The 19,122-nt window shown below is 59.7% G+C and carries 18 protein-coding genes and 1 pseudogene; 6 read left to right on the top strand and 13 right to left on the bottom strand.

Going from position 1 to position 19,122, the window contains the following annotated elements; all coding sequences use genetic code 11:
• Positions 1–510: 510 nt before the first annotated feature.
• Together ASC74_RS09090 and rimJ are read left to right on the top strand one after the other, a co-directional pair.
• Positions 511–1,917 carry a DUF2252 domain-containing protein gene (locus ASC74_RS09090; protein WP_056740997.1) on the top strand — a complete coding sequence of 469 codons (1,407 nt, stop codon included), beginning with the start codon at positions 511–513 and terminating at the stop codon, positions 1,915–1,917.
• A gap of 211 nt (positions 1,918–2,128) precedes the next feature.
• Entirely contained in the window at positions 2,129–2,695 is a 567-nt protein-coding gene (gene rimJ / locus ASC74_RS09085; RefSeq protein ID WP_056740995.1) for a ribosomal protein S5-alanine N-acetyltransferase, read from the top strand.
• 12 nt (positions 2,696–2,707) lie between these two features.
• Here rimJ and ASC74_RS09080 read toward each other — a convergent pair whose 3' ends face one another.
• The 3 genes from ASC74_RS09080 to ASC74_RS09070 form a co-directional block, all read right to left on the bottom strand.
• A complete protein-coding gene (locus ASC74_RS09080) occupies positions 2,708–3,640 on the bottom strand; it encodes a metallophosphoesterase (protein ID WP_236713259.1) in 933 nt (310 codons plus the stop codon).
• A gap of 367 nt (positions 3,641–4,007) precedes the next feature.
• The gene (locus tag ASC74_RS09075) at positions 4,008–4,841 is read right to left on the bottom strand and encodes a phosphatase PAP2 family protein (protein WP_056740993.1); all 834 of its coding nucleotides are present in this window, start codon (positions 4,839–4,841) and stop codon (positions 4,008–4,010) included.
• 26 nt (positions 4,842–4,867) lie between these two features.
• The gene (locus ASC74_RS09070) at positions 4,868–5,539 is read right to left on the bottom strand and encodes a phosphoglycerate kinase (RefSeq protein WP_056740992.1); all 672 of its coding nucleotides are present in this window, start codon (positions 5,537–5,539) and stop codon (positions 4,868–4,870) included.
• 260 nt (positions 5,540–5,799) lie between these two features.
• On the opposite strand from ASC74_RS09070, the pseudogene ASC74_RS32595 reads away from it, so the two are divergent.
• Positions 5,800–6,813: pseudogene (locus ASC74_RS32595) on the top strand (methyl-accepting chemotaxis protein); the annotation flags it as partial.
• 42 nt (positions 6,814–6,855) lie between these two features.
• Complete coding sequence (locus ASC74_RS32590) at positions 6,856–7,719, top strand: methyl-accepting chemotaxis protein (RefSeq protein ID WP_409201448.1); 864 nt, start codon at positions 6,856–6,858, stop codon at positions 7,717–7,719.
• 183 nt (positions 7,720–7,902) lie between these two features.
• Here the strand turns inward: ASC74_RS32590 and ASC74_RS09060 are convergent, their stop codons facing one another.
• The 9 genes from ASC74_RS09060 to ASC74_RS09020 form a co-directional block, all read right to left on the bottom strand.
• Positions 7,903–8,100, bottom strand: a complete 198-nt coding sequence (locus tag ASC74_RS09060; protein ID WP_056740988.1) for a FitA-like ribbon-helix-helix domain-containing protein — start codon at positions 8,098–8,100, stop codon at positions 7,903–7,905.
• 67 nt (positions 8,101–8,167) lie between these two features.
• The gene (locus tag ASC74_RS09055; protein WP_056740987.1) at positions 8,168–8,536 is read right to left on the bottom strand and encodes a glyoxalase superfamily protein; all 369 of its coding nucleotides are present in this window, start codon (positions 8,534–8,536) and stop codon (positions 8,168–8,170) included.
• A gap of 120 nt (positions 8,537–8,656) precedes the next feature.
• Positions 8,657–10,114: an N-acyl-D-amino-acid deacylase family protein gene (locus ASC74_RS09050; protein ID WP_056740985.1), complete on the bottom strand. Its 1,458-nt coding sequence runs from the start codon at positions 10,112–10,114 to the stop codon at positions 8,657–8,659.
• Position 10,115: 1 nt separating this feature from the next.
• A complete protein-coding gene (locus ASC74_RS09045; protein ID WP_056740983.1) occupies positions 10,116–10,976 on the bottom strand; it encodes a MurR/RpiR family transcriptional regulator in 861 nt (286 codons plus the stop codon).
• Between the two features lie 15 nt (positions 10,977–10,991).
• On the bottom strand, positions 10,992–12,341 hold the full coding sequence (locus tag ASC74_RS09040) for a GntP family permease (RefSeq protein WP_008149082.1): 1,350 nt from the start codon (positions 12,339–12,341) through the stop codon (positions 10,992–10,994).
• A 186-nt stretch (positions 12,342–12,527) separates the two neighbouring features.
• The gene (locus ASC74_RS09035) at positions 12,528–13,973 is read right to left on the bottom strand and encodes a SulP family inorganic anion transporter (protein ID WP_056740981.1); all 1,446 of its coding nucleotides are present in this window, start codon (positions 13,971–13,973) and stop codon (positions 12,528–12,530) included.
• 221 nt (positions 13,974–14,194) lie between these two features.
• Positions 14,195–15,088 carry an NAD-dependent epimerase/dehydratase family protein gene (locus ASC74_RS09030; RefSeq protein ID WP_056740978.1) on the bottom strand — a complete coding sequence of 298 codons (894 nt, stop codon included), beginning with the start codon at positions 15,086–15,088 and terminating at the stop codon, positions 14,195–14,197.
• Positions 15,089–15,191: 103 nt separating this feature from the next.
• Positions 15,192–16,103 (bottom strand): LysR family transcriptional regulator, encoded by a 912-nt coding sequence (locus ASC74_RS09025; RefSeq protein WP_056740977.1) that lies wholly within the window; start codon positions 16,101–16,103, stop codon positions 15,192–15,194.
• Positions 16,104–16,160: 57 nt separating this feature from the next.
• Positions 16,161–16,751, bottom strand: coding sequence for an NAD(P)H-dependent oxidoreductase (locus ASC74_RS09020; RefSeq protein ID WP_056740974.1), 591 nt, complete (start codon positions 16,749–16,751; stop codon positions 16,161–16,163).
• Positions 16,752–16,911: 160 nt separating this feature from the next.
• Between ASC74_RS09020 and ASC74_RS09015 the strand changes: the two genes are divergently transcribed.
• Positions 16,912–17,226, top strand: a complete 315-nt coding sequence (locus ASC74_RS09015) for a putative quinol monooxygenase (protein ID WP_056740972.1) — start codon at positions 16,912–16,914, stop codon at positions 17,224–17,226.
• Here ASC74_RS09015 and ASC74_RS09010 read toward each other — a convergent pair.
• Entirely contained in the window at positions 17,216–17,980 is a 765-nt protein-coding gene (locus ASC74_RS09010) for a sulfite exporter TauE/SafE family protein (protein ID WP_056740970.1), read from the bottom strand. The genes ASC74_RS09015 and ASC74_RS09010 overlap by 11 nt on opposite strands.
• A 250-nt stretch (positions 17,981–18,230) precedes the next feature.
• Between ASC74_RS09010 and ASC74_RS09005 the strand changes: the two genes are divergently transcribed.
• On the top strand, positions 18,231–19,121 hold the full coding sequence (locus tag ASC74_RS09005) for a LysR family transcriptional regulator (RefSeq protein WP_056740968.1): 891 nt from the start codon (positions 18,231–18,233) through the stop codon (positions 19,119–19,121).
• Position 19,122: the final 1 nt, after the last annotated feature.

The following is a 19,122-nucleotide window of genomic DNA, read 5'->3' as shown; positions in this document are numbered from 1 at the left end:
AAGCTCTCGCACATAGGCTGCCAACTTCAATTCGCTCTTGCCAAGGAAAGGTCCCGAGCATTGCGAGCAATACTCAGTGACCTGTCGGTGTATTACTCGGCGGCCGAATGGTTTCCCTTGAGGATTTAGTGCAACGCAAGACAACGGGGTCGCAAGACGGGACAACACCAGTCATGGAGATCAACATCTGCACCGCCGAGAGCAGTCGAAGTACGCCTATTACCAATTTGTTGCCAATCATTGAACCCGTACTGTATTGACTGAGGTAGGCCTGAAACTTTAGGTGATGTCGATCTTCGGCTTCAACCGCCGCACTTCGTAGGAATCAGCTCGCAAAAATGCAGGCCACGTCCTACAGCGTTCATACCTCAGCCAACTATTTCGATGCACCAATTGCCATCAATACTCCCACCAGCAAATACCCCATCGCCATCCAGACATCGTATGAAGACCCGAAGCCCTTCTACACTCATCTCTCACACGTCTAAAACACTCACCAAACGAGCCCACATGACCACCCTCAACGACCGCTTGAAGCAAGGCAAGGATGCTCGCAAGAACTGCTCCCGCAGTTCGCAGGCGTCCATGGGGAAAATAAATCGCGACCCGCTGCCGCTGATCAAAACGTCCAGTGAAGGCCGCATCAAGTCGCTGGTCGAGTTGCGCTACGGCCGCATGCTGGTCTCGCCCTTCACCTTCTATCGCGGCAACGCGCTGCTGCAAGCCCACGACTTGGCCGCAACGTCCAACATGGGTCTGGTATCGCCCATCTGCGGTGACAGTCACCTGATGAACTTCGGCGGTTTTGCAACGCCGGAACGCAATCTGCTGTTCAGCGTCAACGACTTCGACGAAGCCCATCCCGGCCCTTGGGAGTGGGACTTGAAACGGCTGGTGGCAAGTTTCGTGGTGGCAGCGCGCGACCTGCGTCATGGCGACACGGTCGAAGAAACGGTCTGCCGCCAGGCGGTCGGCGCCTATCAACAGACCATGCTCGAATGCGCCGAACAAAGCGCCATGGAAACCTGGTACGAGTCCATCAGTTACCGCGATCTGCGGCAGCAGGCGAGCAAAGCGACACTGGAGCATGTAGAGCGCGCCATCGAAAAAGCCGAACGGCGTACCCATGCTGAACTACTGCCGAAAATCAGTGACCGTGACGCACAGGGCCGACTGATCATTCGCGATGATCTGCCGGAAATTTTCCATTTACACGAAAACACCACGCTGCTGGATGCCGACGACGACTGGCTGCGTCTGTCGAACTGGCGTGCGCTTTACGACGCGTTCATGCGCGATTATCCCGGCACGCTGCAAGCCGACCGTCGCGAGCTGTTGTCGCGTTTTCATGCCCACGACATGGCGTTCAAAGTGGTCGGCGTGGGCAGCGTCGGGACTCGTTGCCTGGTAGCTCTGCTGACCGATGATCAGGAGTTCCCGCTGTTCCTGCAGTTCAAGGAGGCACGTCGTTCGGTGCTTGCCGATTATGTGAAGACTAAATCGCGAGTTCGGCACAACGGTCAGCGCGTGGTCGATGGTCAACGGTTGATGCAATCGGCCAGTGACCTGTTCCTCGGCTGGACCACCGGCCCCAGCGGTCGACACTTCTATGTGCGCCAGTTGCGCGACATGAAAGTCTCGGCTGAACTCGAGACTTTCGACGCGGACACCTTCGCCGCCTACGGACGCATTTGTGGCCGCGCGTTAGCCCGCGCCCATGCCAAATCGTCCGGGAACGCCGCACACATCAGCGGCTACATCGGCAAAAGCGATGCGCTGGCCGACGCGCTATTCAAGTATGCGCAAAGCTACACCGCGCAGAATGAGCGCGACTTCGAACAGTTCCAGCAGGCCTGCCGCAAGGGCCGTTTGCGGGCGCGCTCGGAAGCGGACTTTGCGGCGGATCATTTGCCGTAGGCATGTCTCAGGGTGTGAAGCGGCGGGCACTCATCGACATGAATTTTTCTTCACCCTACGACCTCTCACCAAACGGTACATTGCACTGGCTCATTCAAGAAACTACGGTTTGCCCGCCCTCCCGCGGGCTTTTTTTTGCCTGCTGTTTTGTTGTATTTCCCCGCTGGCCACGCAATGCTTGCGCGACGATCCCCGTGAACCGGAGCGCCCTATGCCGCTGTTATCCCTACCCTGCAAGCGCTTGACGCTGGCGGTGCTCGACCCTGAACAGGCGGCGCTGGAAAGCGACTTCTACCGGCGCAACCTGAGGCATCTCGCCCGGTGGTCGCCGATTCGCCCCGTCGATTACCACAGCCCTGAACGCATCCGCCCGCGCCTTGAGGTGCAAGCCAGCGCTTTCCAGGCCGGTCTGGCGGTGCATTTCGCGTTGCTGGATCCGGACAACGGCCAGATGATCGGCGCCTGCAACTTCAGCGGCATCACTCGCGGGGCGTTTCAGGCCTGCTATCTCGGTTACCACATCGACGAATCTCATCAGGGCCGGGGCTTGATGCAGGAAGCCCTGGAAGCGGGAATCGGCTACATGTTCGATGAGCAGAAGCTGCACCGGATCATGGCCAATTACATCCCTGGCAATGAACGCAGTGCGCGGCTGCTGGAGCGCCTGGGATTTGAACGTGAAGGCTACGCCAAGGCCTACCTGAGTATCGCCGGGCGCTGGCAGGACCATGTGTTGACCGCGTTGATCAACCCAGCAGCGAATACCGCGTTCCGCTAAGCGCTCATCGTGTTATTGCGCAACCACCTGTCGCGCAACGTAGGGCAACAGGCAGCCTTTCGCCATCCACTGACAATCCCGGTCCCAACGATAACCGGTTTCCAGGTTGCCTCGTTCGTCATAGTAGTTCAGCCGCAATTGGCTGGGATTCAAATCAAGTTTGGCAAAACCGGCGTGTGCGGTGGCAAACGAGGTGTCCTGCGCTCCGGCGCCAACGGCGTAGAGTTTCTGGCCCCCGGCCCCGGAAACCACCCAGGCTGGCTCGGCAGCGCGTAGCAGCAGTTGCTGATTGTGGTCGTGCCCGGCCAGGAACACGTCGACCTTGTTGCGTTCCAGCGCGGGCAACAACAGGTTGACCAGTTCACCGTCCTCACCATGCTGGCCATGATTGCGGACCGGGTGATGGGCCGCCGCGATGCGCCATACAGGCGCCGGTCCCGGCTGCTGGAAGGCTTGGTCAAGCAAGTCGATCTGACGCTGAAAGGATTCCCGTGGCGCCGAGGTGTCGAGGAACACCATTCGCACCAACGGGCGCCCCTCGACGCTGCCGAAATCCTTGACGTAGAAATTGCTCGGCATCTGCCAGCGACCCGAGCCCTTGCGCTGCTGGCCATATTCGAGTTCGAACTTCTGCGACACGGGGTAATCGTGATTGCCCAGCACAGCGAAGAACGGCACATGACTCAGCCACTGGCCCCAATAGACGCGCTCGAATTTCATTTGCCAGCCAAGGTCGTGGGTACTGGTCAGCGGTTTGCCATAGAAGTTGTCGCCCAACAACACGACCATGTCCAGCCGCCCGTCTCTGGCCGCGACTCGCTCCATGGCCTGTCCCACTCGCCACTGTTGCAGATCACCACTGCCCTGATCGCCCAAGGCAATCATCGACACGGCGGAAGGATCCAGACCACTCAACGGAACAAACGGCGCCGGCGGTATAAACATCCAGTACCCGACCATCGCTGCGCCAATCAGTAGGACGACCGCGACGATGCTTAACCTGCGAACAGCTTTTCCGGGCACAAAACGTTTTGCAGCCGGCGATGGAATTGGGGGGCGTTTCAATCAAGGGCTCACTTGGCATGGCCAGCCAGGCATTAAGGGAAAGCAAGGGTTGCTATTAATAGATCACACCAGTTGTTCACACTTTGTTAATAATTCGCCCCGTATACCTTTTTTTAGCCCGTTGTTTTTCAGTAGGAGCGAGCCTGCTCGCGAAGGCAATTTCCCGAACACCGCCCCACAAGACGGACAACAAAAAACCCGCCACCCTCTTCAGGGTTGGCGGGTTTTGTCGTTCAAGTCTTTTGAATCAGCTAGCCGTCTGCGGCTGTGCAACGCTTTCAGGTCGCTCATGCGCTTGCAGCACCGGTTGCTCCAGCCGCGCTCGCCCATAGAACGCCAGCGCTGTCAGCAAACACGCCAGCCATACGAAGATCCCGGCCCAGAAGGTGTGGGACATGTAGTGCCAGCCTTGCACAACTCGCGTCGTGCCGTAGACGAAACCGAGCAGCAGCGAGCCGTACATCACCGCTTTGGAATAGCGCCAGCGGTAACGACGCGCCACGAAGTACAACGCCAGCATGGTGAAACCGCCCGAGGCATGGCCGCCCGGCCAGCAGCGACCGGGCCCCGCGACTTTCAGCAGATCAAAATTCTGGTACCACTCCTTGTGCTCGATCTTCCCCGCATACTGGGTCGTTTCGACCGGGCAGTACACGCTGGTGTGGCCCTTGAGGTAGTGGATCACCCCAGTGCTGATGGAGAACGCGAACACCACATAGAGGAAGTCCCGGCGGTGCCTGGTGGCGAACCGAAGCACCGGCGCGACTTTGATTTTTTCCAGGAATGCGATGATCTTCGAATGCTTTTCCGCCTTCAGGCGCGGCCAGAGAAACGACAGCAAGGCGCCGACGATCGCTATCTCTCCGGTCCAGTTAGGGATGATCCGCGCCCATTTATGGGTGATCTTTTCGAACAGATGGACATGATCCAGCGGAAACGTCTGCGTGACCGGGTCATAAAAAAGATCATTGAACGCGATGTCGATTTTGGTCAGGTCGAACAGCAGGAAAACCACGACCGCACAGGCCAGCGGAATGCCAAAGTTCACCCAATAAAAGCGGTAACGGGAAGAAGTCAACATCGTGTGTCCTGATCCAGAAAGTGAATTCATTCGGTGGTCAACGAGTGCCAGTCCGAGGCTTCGATGACACCGAGCATCCGTGGTGCCTGAGGTGTTTCGGCCGAGATAAACAAAGAAGCGCCGTAGCCGAGGGTAGCGGTCGGCAATTTGAGGTCTTTCTCAAGTTGTGACATGCATTCGCTGTGGGTCACCAGAATCAGGTTTCGCCCGGCCACCTTGTGCGCCAGAGCGTCGCGTAGCATGGTGCCCTTGCAATTGATCAACCATTTTTCACCGACCCCGACCTTGTTGAACATGTAGCCAGCGGTCTGCGCTGTACGGAGGATGGGGCTGTTGTAGATGTCGGCCTTGTTCAACCCCAGTTGTTCGAACTGCGCACCAACCTCCACCGCGACGCTGCGAGAGCGTTCGGTAATGCCATCGTTACCGATCAGACAGGGGGCGCTGGAATGATCGCAGCGTTCAACGTGACGCACCAGCACGATCACGTTGCCCTTGGCCCAATCGGCCTTCAACGCCCGGGCGCCGGCCACATTGCCGTGGGCCAGGTCCGGTACAGCGGCAGGATGCAACAGCCAGACCGTCAGTGCAATCACCAACAGCGCCGAGGTGAGCACGACAGCCGCATTGCGATAGCGGGCAAAACGGCTCAGATCAATCGAGCGTTTTATCCCGAACAGCCTCAGTCTCAATTCCACATCAAACCGCCTCACCGGCACGCATCACTGTCATTCGATGCCGCGAGGGTAAAGAGGCTGGCGTCGGCAGCCGGTGAAACTCATGTGAAAAAAAGCTTAAGACCGCACGAAAGTCTTGTTACACATCGGTCCTACAAAAACCATTCAGCTCTCGCAATTGCTGCCGATACAGTCCTGCTACACACCTTGCTGGCTACCAAAAACAACAATCTTCCAGCCAACCGACGATCTAGAAGCACAACGTTCCTGGAGGACTTTTGATGAATAGCTGGTTCGGCAATATCAGCGTGAACATGAAGCTGGGCTTGGGGTTCGGCCTGGTCCTGGCTCTGACCTGCGTCCTCGCCCTGACCGGCTGGACGAGCCTGGGCGGATTGATTGACCGCAGCAACTGGATGAGCGACATCACCCAGCTCAATGCCGGCCTGACCAAGCTGCGTGTGGTTCGCCTGCAATACATGCTGACCAACGGCGACGAAACCGCCGCACAGAACGTCCAGACCACGCTCGAGGCGTTCTCCGCTCAGCAACAAGCGCTGCTGGTGAAATTCAAGAGCCCGGAAAACCTCAAGCTGCTCAAAGAGCAAGGCGCCGTCATCGACGCCTACAAGACGTCCCTGAACAAAATGCGCAGCGCGTACCGCACCGGTAACAGCGCCCGCGACACCATGGGCGCCAATGCCAACACCGCGAACACGCTGATCAACGCCATCAACACTCGCGTGCAGCAAATGCCTCTGAGCGACCAACGCTTCGAACAGTTCCAGGCCATCACGGCGGCCAAGGAAGCCTTCTTGCTGGCCCGCTACGAAGTGCGCGGCTACACCGCGACCACCAACGCCGAGACCGAGCAAAAAGCCGTCGGCCAACTGGACCTGGCCATCGCCAGCCTGAAACCCCTCAACGTGCATTTCGCCGACACTCAGCAAGACGCCCTGCGTCAGCTGGAAACCGCACTGACCAACTACCGCAGCGCCTTGCAGGCTTATAAAGCAGCGAACAGCGATGCGGTGCAGGCGCGCAAGGAAATGACCGATCAGGGCGCCGCCATCGTGACTCTGAGCGATCAGCTGTATCAGATCCAGCTCGACCGCCGTGACGCCGAAAGCGCCCAGGCTCGCACGCTGCAGCTGATCAGCACCTTGCTGGCGTTGCTGGTGGGCATCATTGCTGCCGTGATCATCACCCGTCAGATTACCGGCCCGCTGCGCGACACCTTGGCTGTGGTTGAGCGCATCGCCAGCGGCGACCTGTCCCAGGACGTCAAAGTGACTCGCCGCGACGAACTCGGCGTATTGCAACAAGGCATCGCTCGCATGGGCGTGACCTTGCGCGATTTGATCAGCGGCATCCGCGACGGCGTCGCCCAGATCGCCAGCGCTGCCGAAGAACTGTCCGCCGTGACCGAGCAAACCAGCGCCGGGGTTAACAGCCAGAAGATCGAAACCGATCAAGTGGCCACCGCCATGCACGAGATGACAGCCACCGTGCAGGAAGTCGCGCGCAACGCCGAAGAAGCCTCCCAGGCGGCCGCTGCTGCTGACGGCGAAGCCCGCGAAGGCGACAAGGTTGTCAACGAAGCCATCGCCCAGATCGAACGCTTGGCCACTGAAGTGGCGCGCTCGACCGAAGCCATGAGCGTGCTGCAACAGGAAAGCGACAAGATCGGCAGCGTCATGGACGTGATCAAGGCCGTGGCCGAACAGACCAACCTGCTGGCGCTCAACGCCGCTATCGAAGCCGCCCGTGCCGGTGAAGCCGGTCGAGGCTTTGCCGTGGTTGCCGACGAAGTCCGTGGCCTGGCTCAGCGCACGCAGAAGTCCACCGAAGAAATCGAAGGCCTGGTGGCCGGTCTGCAGAATGGCACTCAACAAGTGTCGGCGGTGATGAACAACAGCCGCGCCCTGACCGACAGCAGCGTCGCGCTGACTCGCAAGGCCGGTGTGTCACTGGAAAACATCACCCGCACAGTGTCCAACATCCAGTCGATGAACCAACAGATCGCGGCAGCCGCCGAGCAGCAAAGCGCCGTGGCTGAAGAGATCAGCCGCAGCATCATCAACGTGCGCGACGTGTCCGAACAGACCGCCGCCGCCAGCGACGAAACCGCTGCGTCCAGTGTTGAACTGGCGCGGTTGGGCAATCAGTTGCAGATGATGGTCAGCCACTTCCGGGTCTGACATTCACTTTGCGGTGAATGAAAGAACCATTCGCGAGCAAGCCCGCTCCCACATTGAATCTCGGTTGCTCACACATGTTGTGTTCGCTGAAGTTCTAATGTGGGAGCGGGCTTGCTCGCGAAGGCGATCTAACAAACAACTGATATTTTCGAGTTGTCCCCAACATTCCCCTCTCTGTTTGCTCTAGCGAGAAGGCAGCTCCAACTCCACGCCTAGATCGGCGCCGAATCGATTGCTGATTCGAGTCCCCAAACCACCAGCAAGTGCATTCGTCAAAATCAGACGAGCCTCTTCTTCCACCGAACGGCCATTACTGTCTGCCGCGATACGCAATTGCTCATAGAGCTGATGATCAAGATTCCCAATGGTGAAGCTTGCCATAAGCCCCCTCCGGTACTCGCTGAATTGATCGACGAGACTAGCACGGGGCCCCGCGCATCCTCTGCGATCAGACACAAATCGCATTGGTAAACACCAACCGATTCCCGAACGGGTCGGTCACGGTCATGTCCTGACTGCCCCACGGCATGGCCTGGATTTGTGGGTGTGCGAACTTATATTCCTTGGCCAGCAACTGCTGCTGGAACACTTCCAACTCATCAGTCTCAATCCGCAATGCCGAGCCCGGCGTGCTGTCTCCGTGGTGCTCTGACAAGTGCAGCACGCATTCGCCGCGAGAGACTTGCAGGTACAACGGAAAGTTGGGCTCGAAACGATGCTGCCAGTCAATCTTGAATCCCAGGAAGTCGACGTAGAACTCCACGGCCTTGATTTCATCGAAAATCCGCAGGATCGGGGTGGTTTTGCCGAAGCTCATGGAGTTGCTCCCAGACTGATAAGGCCCAGAGTGTAGCTGGGCGAGATGTCAGCGCTTCGGCTTGGCGATGGCTTTCTTTAGTCTCAATGTGCCATCACTGTGACGCAGCACTCGGAATGTTTACTGGAATCCATCACGCAAGTCCCCTTGCCGCGCCAGAAACCGCCCTTCCCTTCTCCCGTTTGCCTGGCCTTCGCTGTAACTCAAGACACCGTTGACCCAAACCCCATCGATACCTTCCGCCGCTCGTTGCGGATCATTGAAATCCGCTACATCGCGAATCGTCACGGGATTGAACAATACCAGATCCGCCCAATGCCCTTCACGGATTTCGCCACGTTCCTTCAAGCCAAATCGCGCCGCCGATAATCCGGTCATCTTGTGCACGGCGGTGTGCAGCGGAAACAGCCCTACGTCACGACTGAAATGTCCGAGCACGCGTGGGAATGCCCCCCACAAGCGTGGATGCGGAAACGGGTCTTCCGGCAATCCGTCAGAGCCCACCATCGACAGCGGATGGGCGAGGATTCTTCTTACATCGGCTTCGTCCATTCCGTAGTACACCGCGCCCGCCGGTTGCAGGCGTCGAGCGGCATCAAGTAGCGGCACGCCCCACTCGGCGGCGATGTCCATCAGGTCATGGCCACCCACTTCAGGGTGCGGCGTGGACCAGGTGATGGTGATGCGATGAGCGTCGGTGACTTGCTTGAGGTCCAGCGTCGATGAACTCGCCGCGTAGGGATAACAGTCGCAGCCCACCGGGTGGGTTTTCGCCGCGTGTTCGAGGGACGCCAACAGTTGCGGACTGCGCCCCCAGTTACCGGCGCCGGCACATTTGAGGTGGGAAATGATCACGGGCGATTTTGCATGACGGCCGATCTGGAACGCCTCGTCCATGGCCTCCAGCACCGGCTCGAATTCGCTGCGCAAATGGGTGGTGTAGACCGCGCCGAAGGCGGTCAGCTCTTCGGTCAACTGCATCACTTCATCGGTGGAAGCCGAGAACGCGTTGGCGTAGGCAAGCCCCGTGGACAGGCCCAACGCACCCGCCTCAAGGCTCTCGCGCAATTGCTCGCGCATCGCGCTGATTTCGTCCGGTGTGGCAGTGCGGAATAAGTCGTCGAGGTGGTTGCTGCGCAGTGCCGTATGGCCGACCAGTGCGGCCACGTTCAGCGTGGTGTTTGCCGCTTCGACAGCTGCGCGGTAGTCGCTGAACCTCGGATAAACGAACGCTGCTGCGGTGCCGAGCAGGTTCATCGGATCGGGCGGATCGCCGCGCAAACTCACCGGCGAAGCGCTGATCCCGCAGTTGCCGACAATCACCGTGGTCACGCCCTGGCTGAGCTTGGGCAGCATTTGCGGCTGGCGGATCACCACGGTGTCGTCGTGGGTATGCACGTCGATGAAACCTGGCGCCAACACGCGGCCGGCGGCGTCGATTTCTTCAGTGGCGCTGGCGTCGTGCAAGTCGCCGATACGCTCGATGCGGCCGTTCAGAATCGCCACGTCGGCGGGATAACCGGGGGCGTTGCTGCCGTCGATGATCAGGGCGTTGCGAATCAGCGTGTCGTACATCATGTCAGTCTCCCAGCGGCAAATGATCGTCGCCGCCGCGGTAATCGTCGAGGGCGAGTTTGATCCGCCGCAGACGCTCTTGATTGTCTTCAGGATTGGCCAGCGCCAGCTCGGTGGCAAGCACGTCGATGGCCAGCAACATGCCGTAGCGCGCCGCCGTGGGTTTGTAGATAAACGAGGTCTCGACACCTTGCAGCGGCAGCAGCACATCAGCCAATTGCGCCAGCGGCGACTCGGACCGGGTGATGGCGAGAATTCGTGCGCCGTAGCTGCGCGCCAGCTCGACGGCCTCGAGCAGTTCGGGGGTGATGCCGGTCAGCGAGCAGGCAATGACGGCGCGTTCGGCATCGAGGCTGGCGGCGGTGACGCGCATCATCACCGGGTCGTGGCACACCGCAATCGGGTAGCCGAATCGCACCAGCCGCACTTGCAGTTCATCACTGCACAAGGTCGAGCATCCGCCCATGCCGAAGGCGTGAATCATCCGCGCCTTGCCCAGCAATTTCACCGCGTCGGCGAAACGCGACTCATCGAACGCCGACAGATGCTGGCGCAGGGTCGATTCGATGTCGCCAACAATTTGCCCGTAAAACGCCGACTGCTCGGGCGTGCCCGCAGGGTCCAAAAAACGACTGCCGACGCCGCTGGCCTGGGCCAGTTGCAGGCGCAGATCGCGCAAGTCGCGGCAGCCGACGGTGCGAGCAAAACGCGAGAGCGTGGCAGTGCTGACTTCCGCTCTCAGCGCCAGTTCATCGAGGCTGGCGGCGGAGGCAAATCCTACGTCGTCGAGCATCAGCCGAGCGATGCGTCCTTCGCCCGCGCTGAAGGAATCCTGACGGGCGCGGATCTGGTAGAGGATGTCCATGGCAGGTGGCTCCGGCTAAAGCAGATAAGAAAGACCCACGGTCAGACCGAAGGCGACGACCGAGATAATGGTCTCGAGCACCGTCCAGGTCTTGAAAGTCTGGGCGACGGTCATGTTGAAGTATTCCTTGATCAACCAGAAGCCGCCGTCATTGACGTGAGAAAAGATAACCGACCCCGCGCCCGTCGCCAGCACCAACAGCTCTGGATGGGGATAACCCAGACCAATGGCCACCGGCGCGACGATGCCCGACGCGGTGGTCATGGCCACCGTGGCAGAACCGGTGGCGATGCGCATCAATGCAGCAAACAGCCAGCCCATCAACAGCGGCGACAGGTGGAATACCTGGGCCAGGCTGACGATCTGGTCGGTGACGCCCGCGTCCACCAGAATCCGGTTCAAGCCACCGCCCGCGCCGACCAGCAAGGTGATGCTGGCAGTCGGTGCCAGGCATTCGTTGGTGAATTTCAGAATAGATTCGCGGTTGAATCCTTGGGCCAGACCAAGCGTCCAGAAGCTCAGCAAGGTCGCCAGCAGCAAGGCGATCACCGAATTGCCGATGAACAACAGAAACTGATTGAAACCGCTGCCCGGCGTGGAAATCAGATTGGCCCAACCACCGACCAGCATCAGCACCACTGGCAACAGAATGGTCGCCATGGTGATGCCGAAACCCGGCAGGCTGTCGCGCGGTTCACGCTCGAGGAACTGACGCTCCAGCGGGTTATCTTCCGGCAGTTGAATGCGCGGCACGATGAACTTGGCGTACAGGGGGCCGGCGATGATCGCGGTCGGTATCCCGATCAGAATCGCATAGAGCAAGGTCTGCCCCACCGAGGCCTGATAAGCCTGCACTGCCAGCATCGCCGCCGGGTGTGGCGGCACCAGGGCGTGGACCACCGAAAGCCCGGCGACCATCGGCAAACCGACCATCAGAATCGAAACGCCCACACGCCGGGCCACGGTGAAAGCAATCGGCACCAGCAGTACAAAACCGACTTCGAAAAACAGCGGCAGTCCTACAAGAAAAGCGATGCAAACCATCGCCCAGTGAGCATTTTTCTCACCGAAGCGGTCGATCAACGTTCGCGCCATCTGCTCGGCACCGCCGGACTCGGCCATCATTTTGCCGAGCATCGTGCCCAGTGCGACCACCAGCGCGATATGGCCCAGCGTCTTGCCGACGCCCGCCTCGTACGCCCCCACCACGCCCGACGGCGGCATCCCGGCCAGCAGCGCCAGGCCGATGGACACCAGGGTGATGACAATGAACGGATTGAGCCGGTAACGGGCGATCAGAACGATCAGCGCGATGATGGCGATGGCGGCGTAAACCAGCAGCCAATAGCCGAAGGACGGTGTCATGCGGTACTCCTCGAAAGGGTCACGTCGAATGGGTTGTGAAACTCATAAAACATTTCGAGGTGTGATTTTCAAACGAGGTGAAAGTAATTTTCGTGGAGGGATAAGGGTTGTCGCGCAGAGGTATGGGCGGTCGTAGGTAATGAAAATCAGGCAGGTGGATTTTCATCACACCTGCCGGGATTGGCGTTAGTCGTGATTCACGCGAGCGCGCTTGAGCAGTTTCTTGCAGCGTTCGGACAAGTGCAGCACCCGCAGGTGCTTGCCGGCCTTGGTGTAGCGCTCGCGTAAGGTCTTGAGTGCGGCGATGGCCGAGTAGTCGACGAAGCTCAAGTGGCGACAGTCGATCGTCACCACAGACGGGTCATTGGCAGGATCGAATTGGTTGAGAAAAGGCGCAGTCGAGGCGAAGAACAACGTGCCATGCAGAAGGTAAAGCTTACTGCCATCGGCTTCGAGGTGACTGTCGGCATAAAGCTCGCGGGCCTGTTGCCAGGCAAAGTTGAGCGCCGCAATGATGATCCCGCAGAGCACGGCGGTGGCCAGATCGGTGAACACGGTAATGACCGTTACCGCGATGATCACCAACACATCGTTCAGCGGCACCTTGTTCACTACCCGCAACGAGGCCCAGGCGAAGGTCTGCTGCGACACCACGAACATCACCCCGACCAATGCGGCCAGCGGGATGCGCTCGATCAGCGGCGAGAGGAAGAGGATGAACAGCAAGATCATCATCCCGGCCACCACACCGGACAGCCGACCGCGACCACCGGAACTGAGGTTGATCACCGTTTGGCCGATCATGGCGCAACCGCCCATGCCGCCGAATACACCAGAGACCATGTTGGCCGCCCCCAGCGCCACACACTCACGATCCGGGAAGCCACGGCTTTCTGTGATTTCATCGGTGAGGTTCAGGGTCAGCAAGGTTTCCAGCAGGCCAACCAACGCCATCAATATCGCGTAGGGCGCGATGATGCGCAGGGTTTCCAGGCTCCAGGGGATGTCTGGCAGCGCAAACGTCGGCAAGCCGCCGGCAATGTGCGCCATGTCACCCAAGGTGCGAGTCGGGAGACCGAGCAGATAAACCGCCAGCCCAACACCCAGAATCGCCACCAGCGCCGGCGGCACGGCGCGCGTCAGGCGCGGCAGCACGTAGACGATGGCCATCGTCACGGCAACCAACCCTGCCATCAGGTACAGCGGCGTGCCACTGAGCCAGACGTCACCGCTCTTGAAGTGCTCCAGCTGCGCCAGGGCAATGATGATCGCCAGGCCGTTGACGAAGCCGAGCATCACCGGGTGCGGCACCATGCGCACCAGCTTGCCAAGCTTCAGCAACCCAAACGCCAGCATGATCAGCCCACCCAGCAACACGGTGGCCAGCAAGTACTGCACACCGTGCTGCACCACCAGCGCGACGATCACCACGGCCATTGATCCGGCGGCACCGGACACCATGCCCGGCCGCCCACCGAACAGCGCGGTCAAGGTGCAAATGATGAAAGCGCCGTAAAGCCCCATCAATGGATTGAGGTGCGCAACCAGCGCGAAGGCGATGCATTCGGGTAGAAGAGCGAAAGACGTGGTGAGCCCGGCCAGGACATCGGCGCGCAGACGTTTGGGTTTCATGGCTGACCTAAAATTCAGGCGGGAAAAGAGGGGGCGGATGTTACGGAATTGAGGGCGGCCCGGCCAGTTGTTGGGACTTCGAAAATGCATTCGTCGGAACGCCGCCCGGAGCAAGCCCGCTCCCACATTTGATCTCCACTCGACACAGATTTTGTGTACGACGAAGATCCACTGTGGGAGCGGGCTTGCTCGCGAAGGCAGCGACTCGGTTTACAGCGAACTCAAACCATTTCGTCACGAATCCATTCAATCACCGATGTCCGCTTCGGCGCCCAGCCCAGCAATTCGCGCGCATGTTTACCGCGAACCCGGCTGTTGGAGCCCAGGCCATAGTTGGCCATTTCATAACCCCACTCGGCTTCGGCATCCTTCAGCGGCCAGTCCTGTGGCTCACCCAGATTCAGCGCTTGGGCAATCGCGGTGGTCATGTCGATGAACGACGCTTCACCGCTTTCGACGAAGTAGAAGGTGCCCGGTACGTTGTTGGTCAGCGCCAGCAGGTACAGGGAAACCACGTCTTCGATGTGCACGTTGGACCAGATGTTCTGACCGGTACCGACATGCCGGACCACACCACTTTTACGCGCCTGTTTCAGCAAGCGTGGTAGCTGCACGCTGTCACGATTGACGCCCAGGCTGTGGCCGTAGATCAGGGTGTTGCAGATGACTGCCGAGTTCACCCCTTCCTTTGCTGCGGCGAGGATCAGGTTGTCGATGGCCACGCGAGCAGCCTTGTCGACGGTAGGTGCCGGCAGGTTGTCTTCGTAATAGATAACGTCGCTGGATTTACCGCCCGACGCATCGCCAACAATGCTCGAGCCGCTGGTGTGCAGGAACACTTTGTTGGAACCGCGAAGTGCATCGAGCAACGCTTCTACCGCGCCGCGATGGTCGCTGCTGGCGGCGTTGATCACGGCGTCGGCAGCGCGGGCCTGTTCGGCCAGCAATACGCTGTCGTCAAGCGTGCCGAGCACCGGGGTGATACCCAGAGCACTCAGTTCATTGGCTTGTTCGGTACTGCGCACCAGGCCGGTGACCTTGTGACCGGCGCGGACCAGACCGGTGGCGATGGAGCCGCCGATAAAACCGGCGGCGCCGGTAATGAATACGTTCATGGAGAAACTCCCTGCGTTAATAAGTGATGCATCCAGTATCGAGGACCGATGCTTGCGGAAACAGACAGCGTTGCCCAATTCACTCTTGCGCAGGGGTCACGAATCAGCCCTTGAAATCCGCGTTCGCGTAAGCCGCCAATTTGCCCTGGATGAAGTCCAGGAAGCATTGAATCCGTAGGGCAAGTTGCGAGTTGCGGTAGTACACGGCATTGATCGGCTGACGATAACCGCTGTTGAAATCCGCCAGCAGCACCTGCAAACGTCCGGCGCGGATGTCATCAATCGTCATGAAGTGCGACAAGCAGGCAATGCCTTGGCCTTCCAGCGCCAAGTGCCTGATCGTCTCGCCGCTGGAGGCGCTGATTGAAGCCTGAATCGGCCAGCGATCACCGTGAACGTAACGCAGCGGCCATTGATTGAGGCCCTCGTTCTGGGTAAAGCCCAGCAGCGTGTGCCTGGACAAATCCGCCACTTCAGCCGGTACACCGCGTTTTTCAAGATAGGCCGGGCTGGCGACGATGTGCAGCGGACTGCAACCCAGAGATCGAGCGTGCAAGGTCGAGTCGGCGAGCGTGCCGATACGGATGGCGATGTCGGTGCTTTGCTCGAGCAAATCGATGATCAGGTCGTTACTGTTGAGTTCCAGCTGGATGTCCGGATAGAGCCGGCGGAACTCGTCGATGTACGGCACGATGGCGTGCAGCATGAACGGCGATGCGGCATTGATCCGCAGACGCCCGGACGGCGTTTGCTGGCGTGAGGTCAGGCGTTCTTCAAGCTCGTCCATCTGATCGAGAATCAGCTTGGCGTGCTCGAAGAAGTACTTGCCCTCTTCGGTCAGGTCCATGCGCCGCGTGGTGCGATTGATCAGCGTGGTATCGAGTTTCGCCTCCAGCCGCGACAGCGTGCGGCTGACTGCTGAAGGCGTTTGCCCGACCTGTTCGGCCGCAGCGGAAATCGATCCGCACTCAATCACGCAGACGAAAATCTGCAACTCATCGGATCTGGCTTTCACGGGTGCCCCTCATTCAAAACTGGCTTGATAGTAGCTGGATGCGGGGCAAAAGGAACCTTACGCCGGCAGGCCGAACACCTCGGTCAAATGCTGCTGATAGCGCGCCACATCGGCTTCGACATTCGGGCGCTTCATCACATCGACGGCCAGGAACGTCGGCAAACCGGTCATGCCGAGGAACTCGTTGGCCTTGTGGAACGGGAAGTACACCGCGTCAACGCCCTTAGCTTCGAAGAAGTCGGTCGGGTCGTCGAAGGCTTGCTGCGGCGCGTTCCAGGTCAGGGACAACATGTATTGCTTGCCCTGCAACAGACCACCGCTGCCGTACTTTTGCGACGAGTCGGACCGGGTGCGACCGTCGCTGGCGTAGAGGCTGCCATGGCCTTCGGTGAAGACTTCGTCGATGTACTTCTTGACGGTCCAGGGCGCACCCATCCACCAGCCGGGCATCTGATAAATGATCACGTCGGCCCAGAGAAATTTGGCGACTTCTTCGGCGACGTCGTAACCCTCATCGATGAAGGTGGCTTTCACGTCGACACCGCCGCGATCCAGCACGCTCAGCGCAGCTTCATGCAGGGTGGCGTTGTAGCGGCCATCGGAGTGGGCAAATTTTTTGCCGCCATTGAGCAACAGGACTTTTTTCATGGGAAGTCTCGGAAGGTTGGAATTCGATGGCGGCAGCGTAGCGATCTGCCTCGCGCGGAATAAGCGCTGAATTCACAAAATTCATTTGACCAATACGCACGAATCGACAGGCGATTGTTGCCATAAACTTGCGCCGATTCTGAATTTGAGGAGATTTCTGATGAGTGAAATGCAAGGCTTCATCCTGCACGCCAAGGCCCGCCCGGAAAAATCCGACGCCTTCGAAGCGTTTTTCAGCGCTTATGTGCAAGCGAGCCGCGCCGAGCCGGGTTGCATCGAATACCACATGTTGCGCGACAAACAGGACCCGACGCTGTTTATCTTCTACGAGATCTGGCAGTCCCAGGCTCACTTGGACGTGCACTCGAACCTTCCGCACATGAAGCAGTTCCTCGAGCAGCGCGATGAGTACCTGGAACGGGATTTCGATATCCGCGCCATCGACATGCTCAGCCCGTCGTCCGCTATCCGCTGATCAGCAAGTGACCGCCGAGCACGCCCAGGCCGATGAAAAACACACGTTTGAACAGCACGGAGCTGATCCGCTGGCGCAGCCATTGCCCCAGCAACATGCCGAGCACCGCCGGGATCAGCGCCAGCAACGACGCAATTAGCTCGCCACCGCCCAGTGCGTCGCGCCATAACAGGCCGGCGGCCAAGGCCAGGGTCGAGACGGTGAACGACAGACCCAGCGCCTGCACCAGTTCATCCTTGCTCAAGCCCAAGGCTTGCAGATAAGGCACGGCGGGAATCACGAAGACGCCGGTGGCCGAGGTGATGACGCCCGTCAACAGGCCGCACAGCGGACCGAGCCAACGCTCGGTGTGACGGCCGACACGCAAGGTCGGCAGAAACAATCCGCTCAACGCATAGAGCAACAGCGCCGCGCCCAATCCCCGCACGACCCAATGACCACCGGCCATGCCGATCCACAACGTGCCGGCCCCGGTGCCAATGAAGATCGCCAGCAACATCGGCCACAACCGTTTGATCAACCCTCGCAGATGCCCACCGAATGCCAGTTGCCAGACATTGGTGAGCGTTGCGGGGATGATCAGCAGCGCGGCAGCCTGCGTCGGAGCCATAGCCAGACCGAGCAGGCCCATCGCGATGGTTGGCAGTCCGAGGCCGATCACCCCCTTGATCATGCCGGCCAGCAGAAAGGTCGCGATGACCATCAATGAAAGGGCTAGACCGAGGTTTTGATAGAACGTGGCGAGAGTATTCATGGCGCTATCGTGAGCCCGGACTGGCTGCTTGAAAATCTGCCATATACTGAGGCAGCCTCTTTCCTGGCAAGAGGCTGAAGACTTCGTCGTTTTGACTGACGCCTTCGCGAGCAAGCCCGCTCCCACAATGGATCTTCGTCGTACACAAGATCCGTGCCCTATGGAGATCAAATGTGGGAGCGGCGGTGCGACGATTCGACTTGCTCGCGAAGAGGCCCGCCGGAACAACAAACATCCCGAGACAGTAACAATGCACTTCGACCTGACCGACCTGCGCCTCTACCTGAACATCCTCGACAGCGGCAACATCACCGCCGGCGCGGCTCGCAGTCATCTGTCCCTGGCAGCGGCGAGTGCGCGCATCCGTGCCATGGAGGCTTCGTTGGGGATCGAGTTTCTGCAACGCAGTCGCCGCGGTGTCAGCCCGACCCCGGCCGGCAAGGCCCTGGCGCAACACGCCCGCGTCCTGCTGCAACAGGCTGAACGCATGCAGCAGGACCTGGCCGAGTACGCCAACGGAGTCAAAGGTCAGGTGCGGTTGTTGTGCAACACCACGGCAATCACCGAGTACCTGCCGGAGTTGCTCGCGGACTTTCTTCGCGACCACCCCAACCTCGACATCGATCTGCAAGAACTGCCCAGTGCACGCATCACCCACGCCTTGCGTCAGGGGGCGGCAGACCTCGGTATCGTGTCCGACGCCGTAGACACCGATGATTTGCAAACTCGTCCGTTTCGCGATGACCCGCTGGTGCTGATCCTGCCCCCGGACCATCCCCTGGCCGAACAACCGTCACTGACCTTTGCCGACACCTTGGGCCATGACTACGTGGCCCTGGGCGCTGGCAGTGCATTGGCCATCCATCTGGAGGAACAAGCCCTGCACATTGGGCAGCGGATGCCGATCCGCATCCGCGCCGATGGCTTCGATGGGGTCATTCGCATGGTTGCTCGCGGTGCCGGGCTGGCCATCGTGCCACGGGAGGCCATTGAGCGCTGGCCGCCAGAGCAAGCGGTTATGACCCGACCTCTTCGCGAAGACTGGGCCAACCGCACACTGAAAATCTGTGCCCGCGACTTCGACAGCCTTCCCGGTTACGCCCGGGCCTTGCTGGAGGCGCTGACGCCGGGAACGCCTTGAC

The sequence above is a fragment of the Pseudomonas sp. Root329 genome (assembly GCF_001424925.1).
GTDB classification, from domain to species: Bacteria; Pseudomonadota; Gammaproteobacteria; order Pseudomonadales; family Pseudomonadaceae; genus Aquipseudomonas; species Aquipseudomonas arabinosi.
Note: the sequence above shows the minus strand (reverse complement) of the source record. Positions and strands in the feature narration are given on the sequence as shown.